At 68.2% G+C, this 20,006-nt stretch carries 14 protein-coding genes; 10 read left to right on the forward strand and 4 right to left on the reverse strand.

Annotation, left to right across the window (positions count from 1 at the left end):
- Positions 1-6: 6 nt before the first annotated feature.
- Genes pcaH through pcaD form a run of 4 tightly spaced genes read left to right on the forward strand, consistent with a single transcriptional unit; the run spans position 7 to position 3,743 of the window.
- The gene (gene pcaH / locus VJ655_RS06985) at positions 7-720 is read left to right on the forward strand and encodes a protocatechuate 3,4-dioxygenase subunit beta (protein ID WP_414646955.1); all 714 of its coding nucleotides are present in this window, start codon (positions 7-9) and stop codon (positions 718-720) included.
- 11 nt (positions 721-731) lie between these two features.
- Positions 732-1,394 carry a protocatechuate 3,4-dioxygenase subunit alpha gene (gene pcaG / locus VJ655_RS06990; protein ID WP_324110342.1) on the forward strand — a complete coding sequence of 221 codons (663 nt, stop codon included), beginning with the start codon at positions 732-734 and terminating at the stop codon, positions 1,392-1,394.
- 22 nt (positions 1,395-1,416) lie between these two features.
- Positions 1,417-2,562, forward strand: a complete 1,146-nt coding sequence (gene pcaB / locus VJ655_RS06995) for a 3-carboxy-cis,cis-muconate cycloisomerase (protein WP_324110343.1) — start codon at positions 1,417-1,419, stop codon at positions 2,560-2,562.
- Entirely contained in the window at positions 2,562-3,743 is a 1,182-nt protein-coding gene (gene pcaD / locus VJ655_RS07000; protein WP_324110344.1) for a 3-oxoadipate enol-lactonase, read from the forward strand. Before pcaB ends, pcaD begins: the two co-directional genes overlap by 1 nt.
- Before the next feature lie 3 nt (positions 3,744-3,746).
- On the opposite strand, the gene VJ655_RS07005 is transcribed toward pcaD, so the two are convergent.
- The gene (locus VJ655_RS07005) at positions 3,747-6,092 is read right to left on the reverse strand and encodes a 2-hydroxyacyl-CoA dehydratase family protein (protein ID WP_324110345.1); all 2,346 of its coding nucleotides are present in this window, start codon (positions 6,090-6,092) and stop codon (positions 3,747-3,749) included.
- Positions 6,092-7,348, reverse strand: a complete 1,257-nt coding sequence (locus VJ655_RS07010; protein WP_324110346.1) for a CaiB/BaiF CoA-transferase family protein — start codon at positions 7,346-7,348, stop codon at positions 6,092-6,094. The genes VJ655_RS07005 and VJ655_RS07010 overlap by 1 nt, the downstream gene beginning before the upstream one ends.
- A 348-nt stretch (positions 7,349-7,696) precedes the next feature.
- Between VJ655_RS07010 and VJ655_RS07015 the strand changes: the two genes are divergently transcribed.
- The 4 genes from VJ655_RS07015 to VJ655_RS07030 all read left to right on the forward strand — a co-directional run bounded on the left by VJ655_RS07015 (position 7,697) and on the right by VJ655_RS07030 (position 13,911).
- Positions 7,697-10,399, forward strand: coding sequence for a TonB-dependent receptor domain-containing protein (locus VJ655_RS07015; RefSeq protein WP_324110347.1), 2,703 nt, complete (start codon positions 7,697-7,699; stop codon positions 10,397-10,399).
- A gap of 77 nt (positions 10,400-10,476) precedes the next feature.
- A complete protein-coding gene (locus VJ655_RS07020) occupies positions 10,477-12,204 on the forward strand; it encodes a CocE/NonD family hydrolase (protein WP_324110348.1) in 1,728 nt (575 codons plus the stop codon).
- Entirely contained in the window at positions 12,201-13,340 is a 1,140-nt protein-coding gene (locus VJ655_RS07025) for a CapA family protein (RefSeq protein WP_324110349.1), read from the forward strand. The genes VJ655_RS07020 and VJ655_RS07025 overlap by 4 nt, the downstream gene beginning before the upstream one ends.
- A 70-nt stretch (positions 13,341-13,410) precedes the next feature.
- Complete coding sequence (locus tag VJ655_RS07030; RefSeq protein ID WP_324110350.1) at positions 13,411-13,911, forward strand: MarR family winged helix-turn-helix transcriptional regulator; 501 nt, start codon at positions 13,411-13,413, stop codon at positions 13,909-13,911.
- A gap of 4 nt (positions 13,912-13,915) precedes the next feature.
- Here the strand turns inward: VJ655_RS07030 and VJ655_RS07035 are convergent, their stop codons facing one another.
- Together VJ655_RS07035 and VJ655_RS07040 are read right to left on the reverse strand one after the other, a co-directional pair.
- Positions 13,916-15,349: an MFS transporter gene (locus VJ655_RS07035; protein WP_324110351.1), complete on the reverse strand. Its 1,434-nt coding sequence runs from the start codon at positions 15,347-15,349 to the stop codon at positions 13,916-13,918.
- 153 nt (positions 15,350-15,502) lie between these two features.
- Positions 15,503-15,940 (reverse strand): MarR family winged helix-turn-helix transcriptional regulator, encoded by a 438-nt coding sequence (locus tag VJ655_RS07040; protein WP_324110352.1) that lies wholly within the window; start codon positions 15,938-15,940, stop codon positions 15,503-15,505.
- Positions 15,941-16,117: 177 nt separating this feature from the next.
- Here VJ655_RS07040 and mhpT point away from each other — a divergent pair, with 177 nt between their 5' ends.
- The gene (gene mhpT, locus VJ655_RS07045) at positions 16,118-17,332 is read left to right on the forward strand and encodes a 3-(3-hydroxy-phenyl)propionate transporter MhpT (RefSeq protein ID WP_324110353.1); all 1,215 of its coding nucleotides are present in this window, start codon (positions 16,118-16,120) and stop codon (positions 17,330-17,332) included.
- A gap of 339 nt (positions 17,333-17,671) precedes the next feature.
- Positions 17,672-19,966, forward strand: a complete 2,295-nt coding sequence (locus VJ655_RS07050) for a TonB-dependent receptor (RefSeq protein ID WP_324110354.1) — start codon at positions 17,672-17,674, stop codon at positions 19,964-19,966.
- The last annotated feature ends 40 nt before the right edge of the window (positions 19,967-20,006 follow it).

Here is a 20,006-nt window from a genome sequence, read left to right on the forward strand (position 1 = left end):
AACGACATGAGCCTGATCCTGCCCGGTTCCTATCGCCGAGAAGACGCGGGCCAGCCGCCCTCGCTCTATCCGCCCTACGCTTCGACGGTCTCGCGCTCGCCGCGCGAGCCCCTGGTCAAGATCCCCCACACCCTGACCGAAACCACCGGTCCGGCCAACGCCTGGGCGCGCCTGATGGGCGAGTCGATGGCGGACCTGACCACCCAGCACAAGGCCATGCCGCTGGGCCAGCGGATCGTCGTCTCGGGCCGCGTGCTCGACGAGGACGGCCGCCCCGTCCCCAACACCGTGGTGGAGATCTGGCAGGCCAACGCCGCCGGCCGCTATATCCACAAGAAGGACCAGTGGGACGCCCCGCTCGACCCCAACTTCACCGGCGCCGGACGGGTGATCACCGACGCCGACGGTCGCTACCAGTTCGTCTCCGTTCGCCCCGGGGCTTATCCTTGGAAGAACCACAAGAACGCCTGGCGTCCGTCGCACATCCACCTGTCGCTTCTGGGTCCGGCCTTCGCGACCCGGCTGGTGACCCAGATGTACTTCCCGGACGATCCGCTGATCGAGATCGACCCGATCGCCAACGCCGTGCCCATGCCCTACCGCCAGCGCATGGTGTCGCGCTTCGACATCGAGACCACCCAGCCCAACTGGGCCCTGGGCTATCTGTTCGACGTGGTCCTGCGCGGCCGCGACGCCACGCCTTTCGAGGACGGCCAATGACCCCCGAGTCCATGTCTCCTGAGCAAGCCAGACCCGCCTCGCGCCATGACAACCAGGATCCGGCGCTCTTTGGCCAGACCCCGTGGCAGACCGTGGGGCCGTTCTTCCACTACGGCCTGCCCTGGAAGGGCGGCGCGGACCTGGTCGGAACCAGCGAGTTGGGCGCGCGGCCCGAGTTGATGCCGCCGGAACACTACGTCCTGGCCTCTCCCAGCCCGAAGGGCGAGGTCGCCGGCGAGGTGATCATCCTGGAAGGCGCCGTGCTGGACGCCGACGGTCAGGTCATTCCCGACGCCATGGTCGAAATCTGGCAGGCCGACGCCTCTGGCCGCTATGCCGAGGGCAATACGGGCTTCGTCGGCTTTGGCCGGTCCTCGACCAGCGAAGAAGGCGTCTACCGCTTCAGAACCGTCCGTCCAGGCTCGATCGGTGATGGCCATGCCCCGCATATCGCGGTCGGCGTCTTCGGCCGCGGTCTGCTGAAGCGCCTCGTCACTCGAGCCTATTTCGAAGGCGACCAGGCCAATGCTGGCGACCCGATCCTGGCGCTCGTTCCAACCGAGCGGCGCGACACGGTAATCGCTCGCAAGGTCGGGAACGAGGACGGAGCCGCCGTCTGGCGTTTCGACATCGTCTTGCAAGGCGCGAGCGAAACGGTCTTCTTCGACATCTGACGCTGAACGGAGTCGCCCGCCCTTGCCTTCCCTGCTGCGCGACCGACCGGCCTCGACGCCGGAGATGCTGGCCGTGTTCGGCGACGAGGCGCTGCTCAAGGCCGCCCTGACGTTCGAGGCCCAACTGGCCCTGGCCCAGGGCGAGTTGGGCTTGATCCCGCCGGCTGACGCCGAAGCGATCGCCGCTGCCTGCGCGCAATCGTTCGATGTCACGGAGCTGGCCGAGGCCGCCGCCCACGCGGGCACGCTGGCGATCCCGCTAGTCGAACGCCTGCGGGCGCGGATGGCGCCCTCCGAGGCCGCCGCGCGGGTCCACAAGGGCGCGACCAGCCAGGACCTCGCCGACACCGCCCTGATGCTGCAGGCCCGCGAGGGCGCGGCGCTGATACGGCGCGACGCCGCGCGACTTGCGGACGCTCTCGCCGTCCTGGCGCGCGAGCACAGGTCGACACCGATGCTGGGCCGCACCCTGCTGCAGGCCGCCCTGCCGATCACCTTCGGCCTCAAGGTCTCGACCTGGCTGTCGGGCGTCGTCGGCGCCCTGGAGCGGTTCGAGCGCGAGACCTCCGCCATCCGCCTGCAGCTTGGCGGGGCCACCGGTTCGCGCGCCGGCCTCGACGGCCAAGGCGCCGCGCTGGCCGAACGGCTGGCCGAGCGTCTCGACCTTCATCCCGCCCTTCCCTGGCATGCCGAGCGCCAAGGGTTGGCGGGCCTGGCCTCCGCCCTGGCGATCCTGACCGGCGCGGTCGGCAAGATCGCTGGCGACGTGGCCCTGATGGCCCAGGTCGAGGTTGGCGAGGCGTTCGAGCCGCGTCAGGCGGGACGCGGCGGCTCGTCGGCCATGGCCCACAAGCGCAACCCGACCGGCTGCCAAGTCGCCCTCTCGGCCGCCATCCGCGCGCCTCATCTGGCCACGACCATCGTTTCCGCCCTGCCGCAGCAGCACGAGCGCGGCCTGGGCGGCTGGCAGGCCGAAGCCCCCGCGCTTGCGGACCTGTTTCAACTGGCTCACGGCGCCCTGACCGCCATGCTCGTCGTCATCAAGGGCCTGGAAGTCGACGCGGCCCGCATGGGCGCCAACCTCGCCGCCGCCCAAGTCGGAACCGACACCGGCGAGAGCCAGGCCCTGGTCGACCAGGCGCTGACCGCCTACGAAAAGGACCGCTGATGCCCTTCGCCACCTCGCACGGCGCACGCCTCTACTGGCGTCAGGACGGCGCGGCCGACAAGCCGGCGCTGGTGCTGCTGACCTCTATTGGCACCGACCTTTCCCTGTACGATCCGGTCGTGCCGCTGCTGACGCCGGACTTCCGCGTGCTGCGCATGGACACGCGCGGCCACGGCGCTTCCGACGCCCCGTCGGGCGACTACAGCCTGGACCTGCTGGCCGACGACGTGCTCGCGGTGATGGACGCAGCCGGCGCCGAGAAGGCCAGTATCTGCGGCACCTCGCTGGGCGGCATGGTCGCCATGACCCTGGCCCTCAAGGCGCCCGAGCGCGTCGAGGCCCTGATCCTGGCCTGCACCTCCCCGGCCATGGACCCGTCCGTCTGGGACCAGCGGCTGGCGCTGATCCGCCAAGAGGGTATGGGTGCGATCGTCGGGGCGGTGATGGGCCGTTTCTTCTCGGACGCGTTCCGCGCCCAGCATCCCGAAGTGGTTGAAACCGTCAGCGCCGGCATGCTGGCCCAGAGCGTCGACGGCTATAGCGGCTGCGGCGCGGCCATCCGCGACATGGCCCTGCTGAACCCACTGCCCTCCATCGTCGTCCCGACCCTGGTCATCACCGGATCCAAGGACCTGGCTACGCCCTACGAGGGCCACGGCGACCGGATTGTCGCCGCCGTCGCTGGCGCGCGGCACGTGGAGATCAGCGGCGCGCACCTGCCCAGCCTGGAAGCGCCCACGGCCCTCGCTGGCTCCGTGCGCGACTTTGTCCGGGAAGTGCTGGGCGGCACGGCCGTGCGCGAGGCCAAGGAAGCCTTGTTCGAGGCGGGCCTGAAGACCCGCCGCAAGGTTCTGGGCGACGCCTGGGTCGACAAGTCCCTGGCCAAGCGCACGGCGTTCACCGCCGACTACCAGGCGATGATCACCCGCTACGCCTGGAACGAGATCTGGGGCCGCCCCGGCCTGGATCACCGCACCCGCCGCCTGCTGGTGCTGGCCATCTGCGCCAGCCTGGCCCGCTGGGAGGAGTTTCGCCTCCATGTCCGCGCGGGGCTGGAGCAAGGCGGCTTCACCCAGGACGAGCTGAAGGAGGTGCTGATGCAGACGGCGATCTACGCCGGCGTGCCCGCCGCCAACACCGCCTTCACCGAAGCCGCCGAGGTCATAGCCGAGCTGGGCTGAGGCCTAGCGTCTCGCGGTTACCGGCCCTTCGATGAAGGCGGTCACCGCCGCCTCCAGGGCGTCGCCATCCACGCTCATATTGCTCATCGGCAGACGCAGAACCGGCACGCCAGCGCGCTCGAGGGCGGCCAGGACGAACGGGTCGGCGTCATCGATCGCCACCGCCCCGTGCACGCCGTGCGTCTCGGCTTCCTTGACGTGCCAAGCGCCCGCCCAGGTCGGCATGCGCAGCTCGTCGCCCATGGTCACGAACCGTGCGGCCAGGGCCCTCATGGCGTCCTTCTCGCCCTCGAAGGACCGCAGATAGCCGTCGGCGGCCAGGCCCAGGTACATCGACCACACGAACACCGCGCCGTGGCTCTCCTCCCAGCGCTGGTAGAAGCCCATGTCGCTCCACAGGCCCCGCCCGACCCACATCAGCCGTATCCGCTCGCCGGGACAGGCCGCCTGTCCGGTCGCCACCCGCTCGGCGACCTCCTCGTAGAACCGCTTGGCCGCGTCGCGTCCCCAGGTCGAGCCGCGATGCCATTGCGGCACCATGGTCGCGGGCATGGTGTCGACGATGCCCGCCGGAGCCGGATGGGTGGTCGCGATCAGGTCGCGGGTGCGGCGGTAATAATGCTCCTGCTCGTTGACGAGGTTCATCACCTCGACGAAACGCGCCGGATCGAACCTGCGGCCCGTGATCGCTTCCAAGCGGGGGATGCTGGCCTCGAGCTGGGCGGTCAAGAGATCCAGCCGCTCGGCCTCCAGGGCCTCGTTCCAGTGTTCGGGAAGCTCCGACCACCAGGCCGTCGGCAAGTCCCAGCGCCCTTCGATGGAGCGGGCGTAGGTGAAGAGCTCCGCCCCCGTCTCGCGGGCCCAGGCCTCGAACAACTTCGGCCCCGCGTCCGATCCGGCCGTCAGGGCCAGGATGTCGGGCTTGGGCAGGCCGCCCCAGGGCGCGGCGTCGACATCGGTATCCAGCGCCGCAGCCAGCCCCTGAGCGCTGTAGGATTCGACGTCCGCCGGATAGTCGGCTGCCTTCAGCAAGGCCGCGTAGTCGCGCCCGCGCTGCTTGGCCGCGACGATCGAAGCCCACCACTGGTTGACGACGTAGGGAATGTCCATCGCCCGCAGGATTTCCTGGGGCGCGTCGGCGTTGACCACGGCGAAGGGTCCCTCGGCGGCCCGGCGTCGGACATCCGCGAACCAGTCGCGCTGCCAGGCTCCGAAGTCGGCGGTGGAGGCCAGCGCCTTGTCGCTACGCCGCCCGGCGCTCGAGGCGGGCCGCTTCGGGGCGCCCGTCTCCGACTTCGGCGCGCGAGGCGCGGGCGTCAGGGGGCGCGACGGATCGGCGAAGAAGGCGGCGAGCTTGCCGGCCAGATCGGCCGCGTCCGGGGCGGGATCCAACCGCAAGGTCGCGAGTGGCTTGCCAATCGCGCTCAGCGCCTTGCGGGTCTCGGCCACGTCCCAGGGCGAAGCCTCGTCCCCGGGAAGCCGGATATGAATGACCGCCTCGACGTCCAGCGCGGACGCCCGGGTCGCCAAGGCCAGGGCGCGGACGAGGCTGGAGCCGGTCGGCGCGGACAGGGGCGGCGTCTCCCAGCGCGTCGCCAGGGCCTCGAGGGGATCTAGGGCCTCGTCGAGCATCAATCCGGCCCAGGGTTCGCCCCAGTCGTGATCCTCGCCGACGATTACGCATCCCGCGGCCTCGATGGCGGCGTAGAGCGCCGAGGTTTCGTGCGGCGATCCGGTGACCAGCACGCGGCGTCCGGCGATGGCCGTCGCGCCGGCCATCGTCGCGTCGATCAACCGGTCGCCTTCGGCGGACGGGACCTGGCTCACGCCTCGGATCAGGTCCAGCGCCTGGACGCCGCTCAGTCGCGGAACCGGCTCGGCGCGCAGGGCCAGGACTTGCGCCAGCCGCCGCCGCTGGGCGTTGGCGCTCGCGATCTCGGCGCGCAAGACGTTGGTCGTGACGGCTCGGCCGGCCGACGCCTCCAGCCAGGTCCTGAAGCCCAGGAGCCGGTCGCGGTTGTAGGCGCGGATGGCCGGCTCGCCGCCATATAGCGCGTCGAGGTGGGCGACGGCGACACCGTCCAGGCGCCCGACGCGCGACAGCTCCCGCAGCACGGAGACCAGTTGGGCGTCCTCGGCGCAACCGTGGGCGATGGCGACCCCCGCCAAAGTCCCCTCGCCGCCCATGATCTGGGCCAGCAAGGCGCGCGTTCGGGGCGACTGGCCCGCGACGCCATCTTCCGGTGTCGCCCGCGTATCGGCGGCGAGCCGAACCGGCAAGAAGCCCGCCGCGGCGACAAGCTCACGCGGGATGTCGGCGCCGACATGCGCCAGGACGCGCCCTGGCATCAGATCGCTCCCGCCTGCGCCAATTCGCGGATCTGCTCGTCCGAATAGCCCAGCAGGTCATGATAGACCGTCGCGTTATGCTGGCCGATCGCCACCGGCAGCACAGGGTCGAAGCCGGTGCGTCCCTCCGAAAACTGGATCGGCACGCCGGCGGTCATCAGTCCGTCCTGCCGGTCGTAGGCCGGGTGGGCGATCGGAACGGTCTCGCCGCGCGCCAGGACGCGCGGATCCTTCAGGCCTTCGGCGGGATGGCGGACCGGCGCGGCGGGAACGCCCTGCGTTTCCAGGCGCCGCACGACCTCGTCGGTCGGCAGTTGGCTGGACCAAGCCTCGATCAACGCCTCCAACGCCTTGGCGTTGGCTACCCGGCGGTCGCGCGTGCCAAATCTGGGGTCGTCGCCCAGAGCCTCGTTTTCCATGGCCCTGAACAGCCCGCGCGCCAGCCCCTCATGCACCGCGACGATCGAGACATAGCCATCCAAGCAGCGGAACACGCCGAATGGCGAGAGGCGCTGCACCGTCAGGCCCGTGCGGGCCTCCATGCCGGCCAGGGCCATGGCCTGCCAGTTCTCGATGGCCACGAACGAGGTCAAGGCGCCCAGCATCGACACGTCGACCTGTTGGCCCAGACCGGTCCGCCTCCGCTGCTCGAGCGCGGCCAGGACGCCGATGACACCGAACACCGGCGCCAGCATGTCGGCCATGGGAATACCGATCCGCACGGGCGGGTCGTTGAGCGCGCCGCTGGTGTACATCGCGCCGCTGAGCGCCTGGATCAGCACGTCCATGGCCTTGCTGCCCTCGGACACCCCCGCGCCGAAACCGCTGAGCGAGCAATAGATGATGCGTGGATTGGCCGCCTTGGCGGCCGCGTAGCCCACGCCGAGGCGGTCGGCGGTGCCGCTGGTGAAGTTCTCGACGACGATGTCGGCGTCGCGGACCAGGTCGGCGAAGACCTCGCGCGCCTTGGGATGCTTGAGGTTCAGGCTGACGCCGTACTTGCCGCGCGCCCGGGTCAGGTGCGAGATCGAAAGATCGTCCTCGTGGCGTCGCTCGACGCCGACCCCATCACGACCGACATAGGGACTGTTCTCGCGCGCCAGGTCGCCGCCGCGCGGGTCCTCCACCTTGATCACTGTCGCGCCCAGGCCCGCCAGCAACAGGGTGGCGTAAGGGCCCGCCAGCGCCCGGGTAAGGTCGATGACCTTGAGGCCCTCGAGCGGACGGGGACGAGTGTCAGCGGCGGCGTCGGTCACGGAATTCACCTGGTGCGAAGGGCTTGGCGCGGGTGGCGGTCGGCGCGCCAATGCGCCAACGCCTCCCCCATTCAGGAATGGTCGGAATCACCCTGCCAATAAATAGTTTGCATTACAAACTATATTTCGAGTGGACATTCCTCATTTTGCGTATGCGCGCAGCCGTCCGGGTTCAATTGGATGGCCGCCCATGAGCGCCTCGCCGAACGCGGTTCTCATTTTTGCATCTCCCCCCTTGAAATAAAAATTGTTTGTGAGACATACTATTTGAAGTCGAACGATTTTCTACTCGACCAAAAACAAAATTGCCGCGGCGGGGCACGCCGGACGGCGCACGGGAGGGCCGCTATGAAGACCACTATTTCACGCCACGCTTGCGTCTCACACCTGGCTATGACCATCGCGGCATGGTCCGTCGCCTCGGTCGTCCAGGCGCAGACCGCTCCGGCCACCGAAGCCGAGACGGCGGTGTCCGAGATCGTCGTGACCGGCACCAGCATTCGCGGCGTCGCCGCCGCCGGCTCGCCGACCATCGGAGTCGGCATCCAGGAACTAAAGGCTTCGGGCGCCGGCACGGCCAGCGACGCGCTGCGCATGCTGCCGCAGGTGCTGAACCTTGGCGCCGACGAAAGCCGCAACACCTTCAGCGGCGGGGCTCAGGACGCCGCCGCCAACGCCACCGCCGTGCGCAGCGCCAACCTGCGCGGCGTCGGTCCCGAGGCCACCCTGCTGCTGCTCAACGGCCGCCGCCTGGCGCCGAACGGCATCATCAAGGCCCTGGGCGACTTGGATCAGATCCCGACCTCGGCGGTCGCGCGCATCGAGGTCGTCACCGACGGTGCCTCGGCGATCTACGGCTCCGACGCCGTCGCCGGGGTCGTCAACCTGATCACCCGCCGCTCGCTGGACGGCGGCGAGACCACCGTGCGCTACGGCTTCGCCGACAACGTCTCGCAGAAGCAGATCAGCCAGACCTTTGGCAAGACCTGGGACAGCGGCGAGCTATTCTTCTCGTTCGAGCACAACGAACGCGGCCACCTGGCGGGCGCGGACCGTGACTTCGCCAGCCAGAACCGTACCGCGCGGGGCGGCAGCGACGCCCGCCCCTTCACCGCCGCGCCGGGCAACATCGTCATCGGCGGCGTGCGTTACGCCCTGCCCGCCGGCAATGGCGTCGGCGTCAATCCGTCGGCGCTGGTCGCGGGCACGGCCAATCGCTACGACGAAGCTGCGGTCGCCGACCTGCTGCCCAAGCAGAACCGCAACACGGTGCTGTTCAACGTCCACCAGCACCTCGGCGACAAGCTGGAGGTCTGGTACGAGGGCTTCTACACCCGGCGGAAATATGATCTGGCGGCCCCGCCCGCCCTGTTCAGCCTGACGGTGCGCAACACCAATCCGTGGTTCGTCTCGCCCGCAGGCCAAACCTCGGAGACGATCGAGTATCGCCTGACCGACGACGCCGATCCCAACTCCTCGGGCTTCGAGAACGCTCAGCAGAACGCGATTGGGTTCAACTACGACCTCGGCAAGCAATGGCGGATCGCGGCCTATGCCGACCACAGCGTCAGCCGCGGCTTCCAGGACCGTAAGAGCGTGCTGAACAACGCCGCCCTGACCGCCGCCCTGGCCAGCAGCGATCCGGCCACGGCCTTCAATCCGTTCGGTAACGGCACGTTCAACCGTACGAACAATTCCCGCCTGCTGGACATCATCGACGCCAATCGCGCGACCTGGGGCACGAACATCGCCAAGGACTACTCGATCAAGGCCGATGGTCCGCTGTTCAACCTGCCGGCCGGGTCGGTGCGCGTCGCCGTGGGCGCCGAGTATCACGACAACACCTTCAAGCAGACGCTGGAGGCCACCAACGTCCTGGCCACCGGCGCGGCGACCTACAAGATCGTCCACAACAGCCGCGATATCAGCACCCTCTACGGCGAACTGTTCGTGCCCATCGTCGGCCCGGCCAACGCCATGCCCGGCGTGCAGCGGCTGGAACTGTCCCTGGCTGGTCGCCGCGAGGACTATTCCGACTTCGGCACGACCTCGAACCCGAAGATCGGGGTGATCTACTCGCCGATCTCCGACCTGACCGTGCGGGCCACCTACGGCACCTCGTTCCGAGCCCCGTCGCTGGTCGACAGCGCCGATCAGATCAAGAACATCTTCATCCAGAACCTGACCGACCCGACCTCGCCGACGGGCGTGACGCGCGGCGTCTTCACCAATGGCGGCAACGGCCAGTTGGGTCCGGAAACCGCCAAGACCTGGTCGGCGGGCGTGGACTGGAAGCCCCGCGCGATCGAAGGGCTCAGCGTCTCGGCCACCTGGTACAAGATCCTCTACAACAATCGCATCGACGTGACGCCGACGACGGCTCTGACCGCCGGTTCGGTCTACGCGGCCTACATCGTCCGGCGGCCCGCGGCGTCCGACGCGGCGGCGACGGCGGCCTTCAACGCCCTGGTCGCCACGGCCCTGGCCAGCCCCGATCTCCAGAACCCGGTCGAGCCGGTGTCGAACATCAACGTCCTGCTCGACGGCCGCCGCCAGAACCTGGGCCAACTGGACCAGCGGGGCCTCGACGTCTCGGTGCGCTACGCCTTCAGCACGCCGGTCGGCGACTGGACGGTGGCGACCGAAGTCGCCAAGGTCCTGAAGCTGGAACGCAAGAGCGCCGCGAGCTCGCCTTGGCTCGACGTGCTCGACACCTTCGGCAACCCCGTGGACCTGCGGGTGCGCGGAGCGCTGGGCTGGCGCAAGGACGGCTGGGCGGCCAACCTGTTCGCCAACTACACCGACAGCTATCTGAACACCGCGATCACCCCCAATGTGAAGGTCAAGAGCCAAACCACCTTCGACGCCACCGCTTCGTACGCCTTCGAGCGCGACGCGGGTTGGGCCAAGAACGTGCGGGTCTCGGCCAATGTCATGAACCTGTTCGACAAGGATCCGCCCGTCGTCCTCAACGGCACGGTCTCCTGGGACAGCCAGAACGCCTCGGCGATCGGCCGGTTCGTGTCCGTGGAGATCAGCAAGGCCTGGTGATCGCCGACTTCCCCCCGGGACACCTCTGGCGGGCGGGGCTTGGCTCCGTCCGCCGCTCCTTTTTCAGTGAGCCTCGTATGAAATCTCAAGCGATCGCCCTGGCCCTCCTTCTGTCAGCCGCGGCCCTGCCCGCCGCCGCCGCGCCGCCAGCGGGCTTTGGCGCCTATGCGCCCAAGGAGGTTTATTCGCAGCAGATCGTGACGTCGTTCTATCTGCCGATGCGGGACGGCACGAAGATCGCGATCTCGCTGCATCGCCCGGCGGTCGACGGCAAGGTGGTCGACACGGCGCTGCCGGTCATCTGGCACCACACCCTGGACATCGAGAAGGCCGGAGTCCGCGAGACCGGCGCGGCCCGCGCACTGAGCGACCTGACTCGCGCCGGCTATGTGGTGGCCATCGTCGCGCGCCGTGGCAACGGAGCCTCCTTCGGGGTCCGGCGCGGCTACGAGGATTTCACCGAGGGCTTCGACGCCTACGAGATCACCGAATGGCTGGCCGCCCAGCCATGGTCGAACGGCCAGATCGGCATGTACGGCTGCTCCAACACCGGCGAAGCGGTGATGCACGCCCTCATCGCCCGCCCGCCGCACCTGAAGGCGGCTTTCGCCGGATGCTTCGCCTGGGAGCGGTATGACGGCCATACGCGCGGCGGGATCATCTCCCAGTACGGCACCGGTCCGACGCGGACGCTCGAGGACGATCTGAAGGCCACGCCCGTGCAGGGCGACGAAGACCGTGTTCAGCTGCGCCAGGCGGCCGAGGAGCACCTGAAGTCGACCAACCTGCTCGAGCTGATGAAGTCCATGCCCTATCGCGACAGCTGGTCGCCGCTGGTCATGGCCAAGTTCTGGGGCGAAGTCAGCATCGGCGCCTATCTCGATCAGTTGAAGGCCTCGAAGATCCCGCTCTACATCCAGGGCGGCTGGTACGACGACTTCCGCACCGAGGGCCTGATCGCCCAGGCCAACCTGCCCGGCCAGGCGCGGATCGTGATCGGACCCTGGCGGCACTGCCTGAACGACGGCTTCGATCTGCGCGCCGAGCAACTGCGCTTCTTCGACCATTACCTGAAGGGCCAGGCGACCGGCATCGAGACCGACGCCCCCATCCACTACTTCACGATCGGCGCGCCCAGGGGCCAGGAATGGCGCTCGGCCGACCGCTGGCCGCGTCCGGACACGCGCAACACCCTGTTCCTGGACGCCGACCAGTTGAAGACCAAGCCCGCCGCCAGGCCGGCGGCCAAGAGCGTTACGGTCGACTACGCCCCGGCCTGTCCGCCCGATCCGGTGCAGCCGAACTGGGGCCCGTTCGCCCAGCCATGCCATCCAGCCAAGGCGAGCTTCGTCTACAGCGGGCCGGTCCTGAAGGCCGACACCGAGATGACCGGCTCGCCGCTGGCCGATCTCTGGATCTCCTCGACCGCGCCGGAACAGCCCGTGTTCGCCTATCTGGAGGACGTCGCGCCCGACGGCTCCGTCGTCGTGGTCAGCGAGGGCCGCCAGCGCGCCTCGCTTCGCAAGGTGGTGAGCGCCCCATGGGACACCGTCGGCACGCCCTGGCGCCGCGCCCGCGCCGAGGACCATCAGCCGCTCAAGGCCGGCGAGCCGGTCAAGGTCTCGTTCGACATGCTCGCCGTGTCCTATGTCTTCAAGGCCGGCCACCGGGTGCGTATCGCCGTCAGCGGCGCCGATCCGCGCGAGCGGGCGCGGACCGAGACCTCCCCGCCGCCGACCCTGACCCTGCACACGGGCGGCGACACGCCGTCCAGCGTGACCCTGCCGGTGGGAGGCGCCCAGTGAGCGCGCCCTTCAAGCTCTACATGACCGGCGACCTCGTGCTCGACGAGCCGAACGCCGACTTCTTCTTCGACAAGGCGCGTCCGATGCTGGCCGAGGCCGACCTGCTGATCGGCCATGTCGAGGTGCCGCACACCACCCGGGGCCTTGAGTCGGTGGGCGACATCCCCGCCCCCGCCAGCGATCCGGAGAATCTCAAGGCCGTGGGCCGGGCGGGTTTCCACATGGTCAGCCTGGCGGGGAACCACATCCACGACCGCGGTGGCGAGGGCATCGAGGACACCATCGCCAACCTGGCCGCCCAGGGCGTGGTCAGCGCGGGCGCCGGCCTCGACCTCGACCAGGCCAGGTGGCCAGCCTTGGCGGCGCGCCGCGGCCTGCGCGTGGGCCTGCTCAGCTACAATTGCGTCGGCCCCAAAGAGGGCTGGGCCGGGCCCAAGCGCGCCGGCTGCGCCTATCTGAAGATCATCACCCACTACGAGTTGGAGAATGCCAATCCGGGCGGGCCGCCCAAGGTCTACACCTTCGCCGATCCCGACACGGTCGAGGCCATGCAGGCCGACATCGCCACGATCCGCGACCGGGTCGACGTGCTGGTCGTGGCCTTCCACAAGGGCGTGGTCCACACCCCAGCCCATATCGCGATGTACGAGAAGGCGGTGGCGAGGGCCGCGATCGAGGCCGGCGCGGACATCGTCATCGGCCATCACGCGCACATCTTGCGTGGGGTCGAGGTGTGGCGCGGCAAGCCGATCTTCCACGGCCTTGGCAACTTCGTCACCGTCACGCGGGCTCTGTCGGTGGAAGGCAACGACAATCCCGTCCGCCGCGCCTGGGCCGAGAAGCGCAAGGTGCTCTTCGGCTTCGAGCCCGATCCCGACTATCCGCTCTATCCCTTCCATCCCGAGGCCAAGAACGGCATGGTCGCCGCCTGCCATATCGCGGCCGACGGATCGATCAGCCCCGGTTTCCGTCCGATCTGGATGACCCCCACGGGCCAGCCCGAACCGCTCGCCGACGACGAACGCGGTCGCGCGGTCGCCGACTATGTCGCCGCGATCAGCCGAAAGGCCGCGCTGAAGACCGATTTCGCGTGGGATGGCCAGCGCGTGACGTTCGCCGCCGCGAGCGGCTCGTGACCGACAACCATTGACCGCGGCGGACCAAATCGACGAGGAAGTTGTTCAGCCGCCGGAGAACCAGGATCCGATGACAGCCAAAGCCGAGCCGATCGCTTCCATCGAAGACGATGAGCCCAGAGGCGAGATTTCGCTGGGCGTTCTCGACGACCTGGTTGGTTTCCGGATTCGCCGAATCCAGAACCACCTGTCACGCGCCTTCAACGCCCTGCTCGACCGCGAGGAAATCCGGCCAGGCGCCTTCTCCGCCCTGGCCCTGATAGCCGCCAACCCGGGCTTGTCGCAGAAGACGCTGGCGCGCGAAGTGGGGTTCGACAAGGCCACGATCGTCGCCATACTCGACAACATGGAGCGCCTGGGCTGGACGATGCGCCAGCGCTCAAAGACCGACCGGCGCCGTCACCTGCTGTTCGTCACCGCGGTGGGGGAAAAGGCGCTGAACGAGATGCGGGCCCTGGCCCACACCAACGAGGCGTCGATCAAGGCCGCGCTCACCGAGGATGAGCATCAGGTCCTGCACACCCTGCTCGACAAGCTCTACAAGCGCTGCTTCGCCAATACTGACGAGTAGCCCCTTACTGGGCGGGCGTTTCGCCGGCCTTCAGCCAGCGGGCGGCCAGCACCAGGAAGACGGCGGCCAGCAGGAACCCCAGCGAGACGACGACCAGCGCCGTCTGGAGCCCTGCGGCCGAGGCTTGGGCGCAGGCCTCCGAGACCTGGGTCGCCGCGCCCTTGGCCGCCCGTCCGCCGGGGCAAGCGACATGGAAGAGGCCCAGCGCCGTGGGATAGGCGCGTGAGGCGACGCTATCGCTGACCCCGCCGGCCAGCAGCGGACCGGTCATCCCCCCCACCACCGTGGCGCCGAACATGAACACCGCAGCGCCGGTGGCGCGCATCGTGCCCGGCACGATGTTCTGCACCGCCGCGTACATCGGACCGTTCTTGAGATTGTAGGCCACCGACGCGGCCAGCAGGAGCGGCAGGCCGAGGGTCCAGTTGTGCTGCGCAAAGGCCAGGCCATAGAAGAGGCAGGTCAACACTCCGCCCACGGCGGGCACCAGCACGTAGGAACGGCCCCGCGCGTCGGCCAGCCGGTCGGCGGCGACGCCGCCCAGGAAGGTCCCGGCCAGTCCTAGCATTCCTCCAAGCCCCACGACGCCGCCCGCCTCGGCCAAGGTCAGGCCGTGGGTCCGCATCATGAAGGAGACGGTGAACACCGTGACGCCGTTATAGGCCAGGCCGATGAAGGCGCCGCCGACCACCAGCATCACGAAGGCGGGGTTGCGCATCAGTACGCCGAGATCGACGGCGAAGGTCGACTTGGGTCTCGCCTCCACGCTGGAGGAGACGTCCTGACCGACACGGTCGCGCGGTTCGCGCAGGGTTAGCCAGGCCAGCAACGCAAGGACAAGGCCGGGCAGGCCCACGACCAGGAACGCCGCGCGCCAGCCCCATTGCTGCGCGACGAGCCCACCGACGATCGGCGCCAGGATCGTGGCGAAGGACGGCGCGGTGCTGACGATAGACATGACCATGCCGCGCTGACGCATGCTGAAGTTGTCGGCCAGCAGCGAGTGGCTGACCGGAAGGCAACCGCCCTCCCCCATGCCGACGCCGACGCGAAACAGCAGCAGTTGCACGAAGCCTTGAGCCACGCCGCACAACGCCGTCATCGCCGACCACACCGCGACCACCGCGCCCATCAGTCGGGCGCGGTTCGTCCGCTCGGCCAGACGCGCGACGGGAATGCCCGCCACCGAATAGAACAGGGCGAAGGCTGGCCCGCTCAGCAGGCCAAGCTGCCAGTCGCTGAGCCGCAGTTCGCGCTTGATGGGCTCTTGCAGGACGTTCAGGACGATCCGGTCGAGGTAGTTGCAGATCGTGATCAGCAGCAGCAAACCAACGATGTAGACATGATAGGGTCGCCAAACGATCTTGGCCTCGCGCGGGGCCGCGCCCTCGACGTTAGCCTTGGCCTTATCGGCGTCCCCGCGCACGGCGTCAGACATGTGGTTTCCTCCCGAGGCGTCGGCCCGCCGCGCCTTCAAGGTGGCGCTTTTATTTGTTTGTACATATAATTGTTTTCAATGCAAACTATTTGAGCGCGCCTTTATTGTGAGGTTGACCCGACGCGTTCGCGGACGTCCGCCGGGCCTTTCCGGCTAGATCGCGGCGATCCGCTCCAGGACGGCCAGCATCCGCTCCTGCTCGAGATCCCCCAGCGCTTCATCCACCTTCCGGCAGTGCGCCGCATGAGCCGCCTTGGCCTTCCGCAGCAGGTCCGCGCCCTCGGGCGTTATGGACAAGGCATAGGAGCGCCGGTCTCCGGGAACCGAATCCCGCCGCACCAGGCCCCTGCCCTGAAGCTGGTCCAGGATGATCACCAGGTTCGGTCGCTGAATCCGCAACATCTCGCCAATCACGCGCTGCTGCAGACCGGGCGTGGCCTCGATGACCATCAACACCGAAAGATCCGTGACACGCAGATCGAACGGCTTGAGCGACGCCAGCAGATCCTTGAACACCGCCACCTGAGCCAGGCGAAGCACGAAGCCGACCGTGGTTTCCAGCCCGCCCAGCGAAGGATCGGCCTCGGCCACCGCCTCTCGTTTCACAGCGCTAGTCATCAACGCGTCTTCCTCGCCTTCCAGGTTCCGTAGCACGGCGAGCGGATTCGCGCCGATGGTCGCGAATAGTGGCGACACCCCATAATAGTTATGACACATATCAAAACTAGCGACGTAGAGCGCAGCGATAGAAAGTTTGGGGGAAGCTCCATGAGGGATGGAAACGATGCGGCTCGTGGCCGCGTCAATCTGGCCGCCGTCGCGGTCTGTTGCCTACTGGCCGTCTTCGAGGGCTTCGACCTGCAATCGGCGGGCGTCGCCGCGCCGCGCCTGGGCCCCGACCTGGGTCTTGGTCCCAAGGATCTTGGATGGTTCTTCAGCGTTAGCACATTCGGCCTGATGTTCGGCGCCGCCATTGGCGGCCGCCTGTCCGATCGACTGGGTCGCAAGACGACGCTGCTGTTCTCGGTGGCCGTGTTCGGCCTGCTGTCGATCGCGACCGGCCTGGCGACGGATCTCAAGGGCCTGCTGCTGGCCCGTTTTCTGACCGGCGTCGGCTTGGGCGGCGCCTTGCCGAACCTGATCGCGATCGTGGCCGAGAGCGTCGAGCCCAGATTGCGCGGCCGCGCGGTCGGCTTCCTCTATGCCGGCCTGCCCTTTGGCGGCGCGCTCGCCAGTCTGGTCAGCCTGGCCGGCGCGGATCCGTCGGATTGGCGGATGATTTTCTACATAGGCGGCGCCGGTCCCCTGCTGGCCCTGGCGCTCGCGGTTCCCCTTCTGCCTAATTCACCCAAGGACGCCGTGGGCGCGCCCGCCGGCCAGAAGTCGGGCTTCGTGGAGGCCGCGATCGGCGAGGGGCGCGGCGTGACGACCCTTCTGCTGTGGATCGCGTTCTTCCTGGCCCTGCTTATCATGTACCTGCTGTTGAGCTGGCTTCCGTCGCTGTTGATCGGTCAAGGCCTCAGCCGCCCCGATGCGGGCCTGGTCCAGATGGCCTTCAATCTCGCCGGCGCCGTCGGCAGCGTGGTCACCGGCTGGCTGATGGACCACCCACGCAGGCGTCCTGTCACCATACTGGTGGTGTTCAGCGCTTCGGCGGCCGCCCTCGTCGCCGCCGCCGTCGCGCCCGCGACCCTGGCGGTCTTCTTGATCGTGGGCGCGGCGTTGGGGGCGACCGTCTCTGGCGTGCAGTCCACCGTCTACGGCATGGCTCCGAACTTCTATCCGACGCGCCTGCGTGGAACCGGGGTCGGGGCGGCCGTGGTGATGGGTCGCCTGGGCTCGGCCGCCGGCCCGTTGCTGGCGGCGTCCCTGATCGGCGCGGGCAGGCCGCCGAGCCAAGTGTTGCTGGCGATGCTCCCCATTCTCGCCGCCGGAGGGGCGGCCTGTCTGGGACTGAACCTCCGACCCAAGGCGACCAACTGACCGCCATCGCTTAGCGGCGACCGAAAGCACGAGCGGCTTTCGGTCGCCTAAAAAACTATAAGCGATTGTAATCACATATATTTATCTATTGCCGCTGCTTCCTACGGAAACGACAGACTCCAGGTGGGCCTCCAGCGAGCCGACGCCAACGCGCTCGACCTTGCGGCCGTGAGCGCCGCCGTCATGACGCCCCACGGCGCTCGCGAATTTGCGACAGCCGCGAGACACTGTTGCGCGCGGCATACAATCATGCTCTGGAATAGTTAGTACGCATAACAATCAAATCGATCGGGGGCGCTCGCGCTCACCGGTCATCGACGTACTAGGGAGGAAAAACCAATGCCCAGGATTGGGAATATATCTGGCCGCCTGTACGCCGGGGGGCTGTTGGCCTGCGCGGTGGCGGGTGGACAAGCGACGCCGTCGCTGGCTCAGACAACGCCGACCACCGACACCGCCACGGCCCAGATCGAAGAAGTCGTCGTCACGGCTCGCCGCCGCGAAGAGCGACTGCAGGACACGCCCGTCGCGGTCACCGCGCTCGGCGGAGAAGCCCTTCAAAGCCGCGGTGTCGAGAGTGTCGACCAGATCGCCAAATTCGCGCCGAGCATCCGTTTCGACGGGGCGGCCGCGCTCAGCGGCGGCAACTACAACGCCACGGTCTTCATCCGCGGCGTCGGCCAGAACGACTTCGCGATCTTCAGCGACCCCGGCGTCGGGGTCTATGTCGACGGCATCTATTACGCCCGTTCGATCGGCGGCACGCTGGACGCGTTCGACGTCAGCCGCATCGAGGTATTGCGCGGCCCACAAGGTACGTTGTTCGGCAAGAACACCATCGGCGGCGCGGTGATCATCACCACCGACCAGCCCAAGGACACGTTCGGCGGCAAGATCGAGGGCGTGATCGGCAGCCTGGACCGCCGCGACGTCAAGGGCCACGTCGACATCCCGCTCGGCGAGAAGGTCTCCGCGCGCCTCTCGGCCGCGCGTCTGACCCGCGACGGCTACGGCAAGCGCCTATTGACGGGCGATGATCTCGGCGACCGCAACGCCACCGCCGCTCGGGCCCAACTGCGCTGGGAAGCCTCCGACGCGGTGACGGTCAACCTGTCGGCCGACTACACCCGCGCCCGCGAACACTCCGCGCCGCAGAAGCTGCTGGTCATCGGATCCGTTCCCGGCTTCGTGGCCGGACCGTTCATGGCCAACTTCAACACCTACGTCGCGCCGAGCCTGGGGATCACCGCGCCGAACGGGGCCAAGACGCTCAACACCTCGTTCCTGACGAACGACCCCTACACGACCTACGGCACGGGCCCCAACATCAACGACCTGGACCTGTGGGGAACGTCCGCCACCGTTGACTGGGATCTCGGCGCGGTGTCGTTCAAGAGCATCAGCGCCGTGCGCGGCTTGAAAGCGACTTTCGCCCGCGACGGCGACAACACCCCCTTCACCTTCCGCGAGACCTTCAACCACGACGTCCAGGCCCAATACAGCCAGGAATTCCAGCTCAGCGGACAGTCGCTCAACGATCGCCTGACCTGGGTGACCGGGGTCTACGCCTTCCGCGAGCGGGGGACGGACTCCGGCTTCGCCAAGCTGGCCCTGGGCCTGGCCCCGGGCGTCTCGCCGCCGCCCTATAGCCCCTCGGCGGCCGTCTACACCAAGGTGACCAGCACCACCTACGCGGCCTTCGCCCAAGGCAGCCTCACCCTCACCGACCGCCTCAGCGCCACGCTGGGCGCGCGCTACAATCGCGACGAAAAGGACTACGTGCTGGACCACCGCCGCCTCCGCGACGGCGGCGTCATCGCCCAGCTGGGACGCAGCGGATCCTGGAATTCGTTCACGCCCAAGGTCGGCCTGGAGTTCAAGGCGACGCCCGACGTTCTGCTGTACGGCTCGATCGGCAAGGGCTTCAAGAGCGGCGGCTTCAACGCCCGCCCGCTCAACGACGCCTCCGAGGTCACCGAGTATCAACCCGAGACGCTGTTGACCTATGAAGCCGGCGCCAAGACCGCCTGGTTGAACCGACGCCTGATCCTCAATGTCGCCGGCTATTTCAGCGACTATCAGGACATTCAGGTCACGGTGAACCAGACGCCTCGCAACTTCGTCGCCAACGCAGCGGCCGGCGAGGTCAAGGGCGTCGAGGTCGAACTGCAGGCCAAGCCGACCGCCAACTGGAGCTTCAACTTCGGCGGCGGCTACATGGACGCCAAGTACACCAAGGTCGGTTCAGGTCTGGCGGCCGGCCAGGTGCTGCCGATCACCCTGGCGACGCACTTCGTCAAGGCGCCCAAATGGACGCTGAACGGCGGGGCCGAGTATGGTCGCGACCTGCCGAACGGCGGTCGCGTGACCGCCCGCGTCGACTGGACTCACTACAGCACCGTCTACAACGACGTGGCCAACGATCCCGACCTGACGCAACCGGCCTACGACCTGTTCGGCGCGCGCCTGGCCTATGCCTCGCCGGACCAGCTCTGGCAGGTCGCGCTGTTCGGCTCCAACCTGTCGGACGAGCGCTACAAGGTGTCGGGCAACGCCTCGAGCGGCTTTGGCCTGAAGGAGGCCAGCTACGGCCGCCCCCGCGAATGGGGTCTCAGCCTCAGCCGCAAGTTCTAGATAGCGTACGAGAAGTCGCTCGGGCGCGCATCGCCGCGCC

The organism is Caulobacter sp. (assembly GCF_035254145.1).
Lineage (GTDB): Bacteria > Pseudomonadota > Alphaproteobacteria > Caulobacterales > Caulobacteraceae > Caulobacter.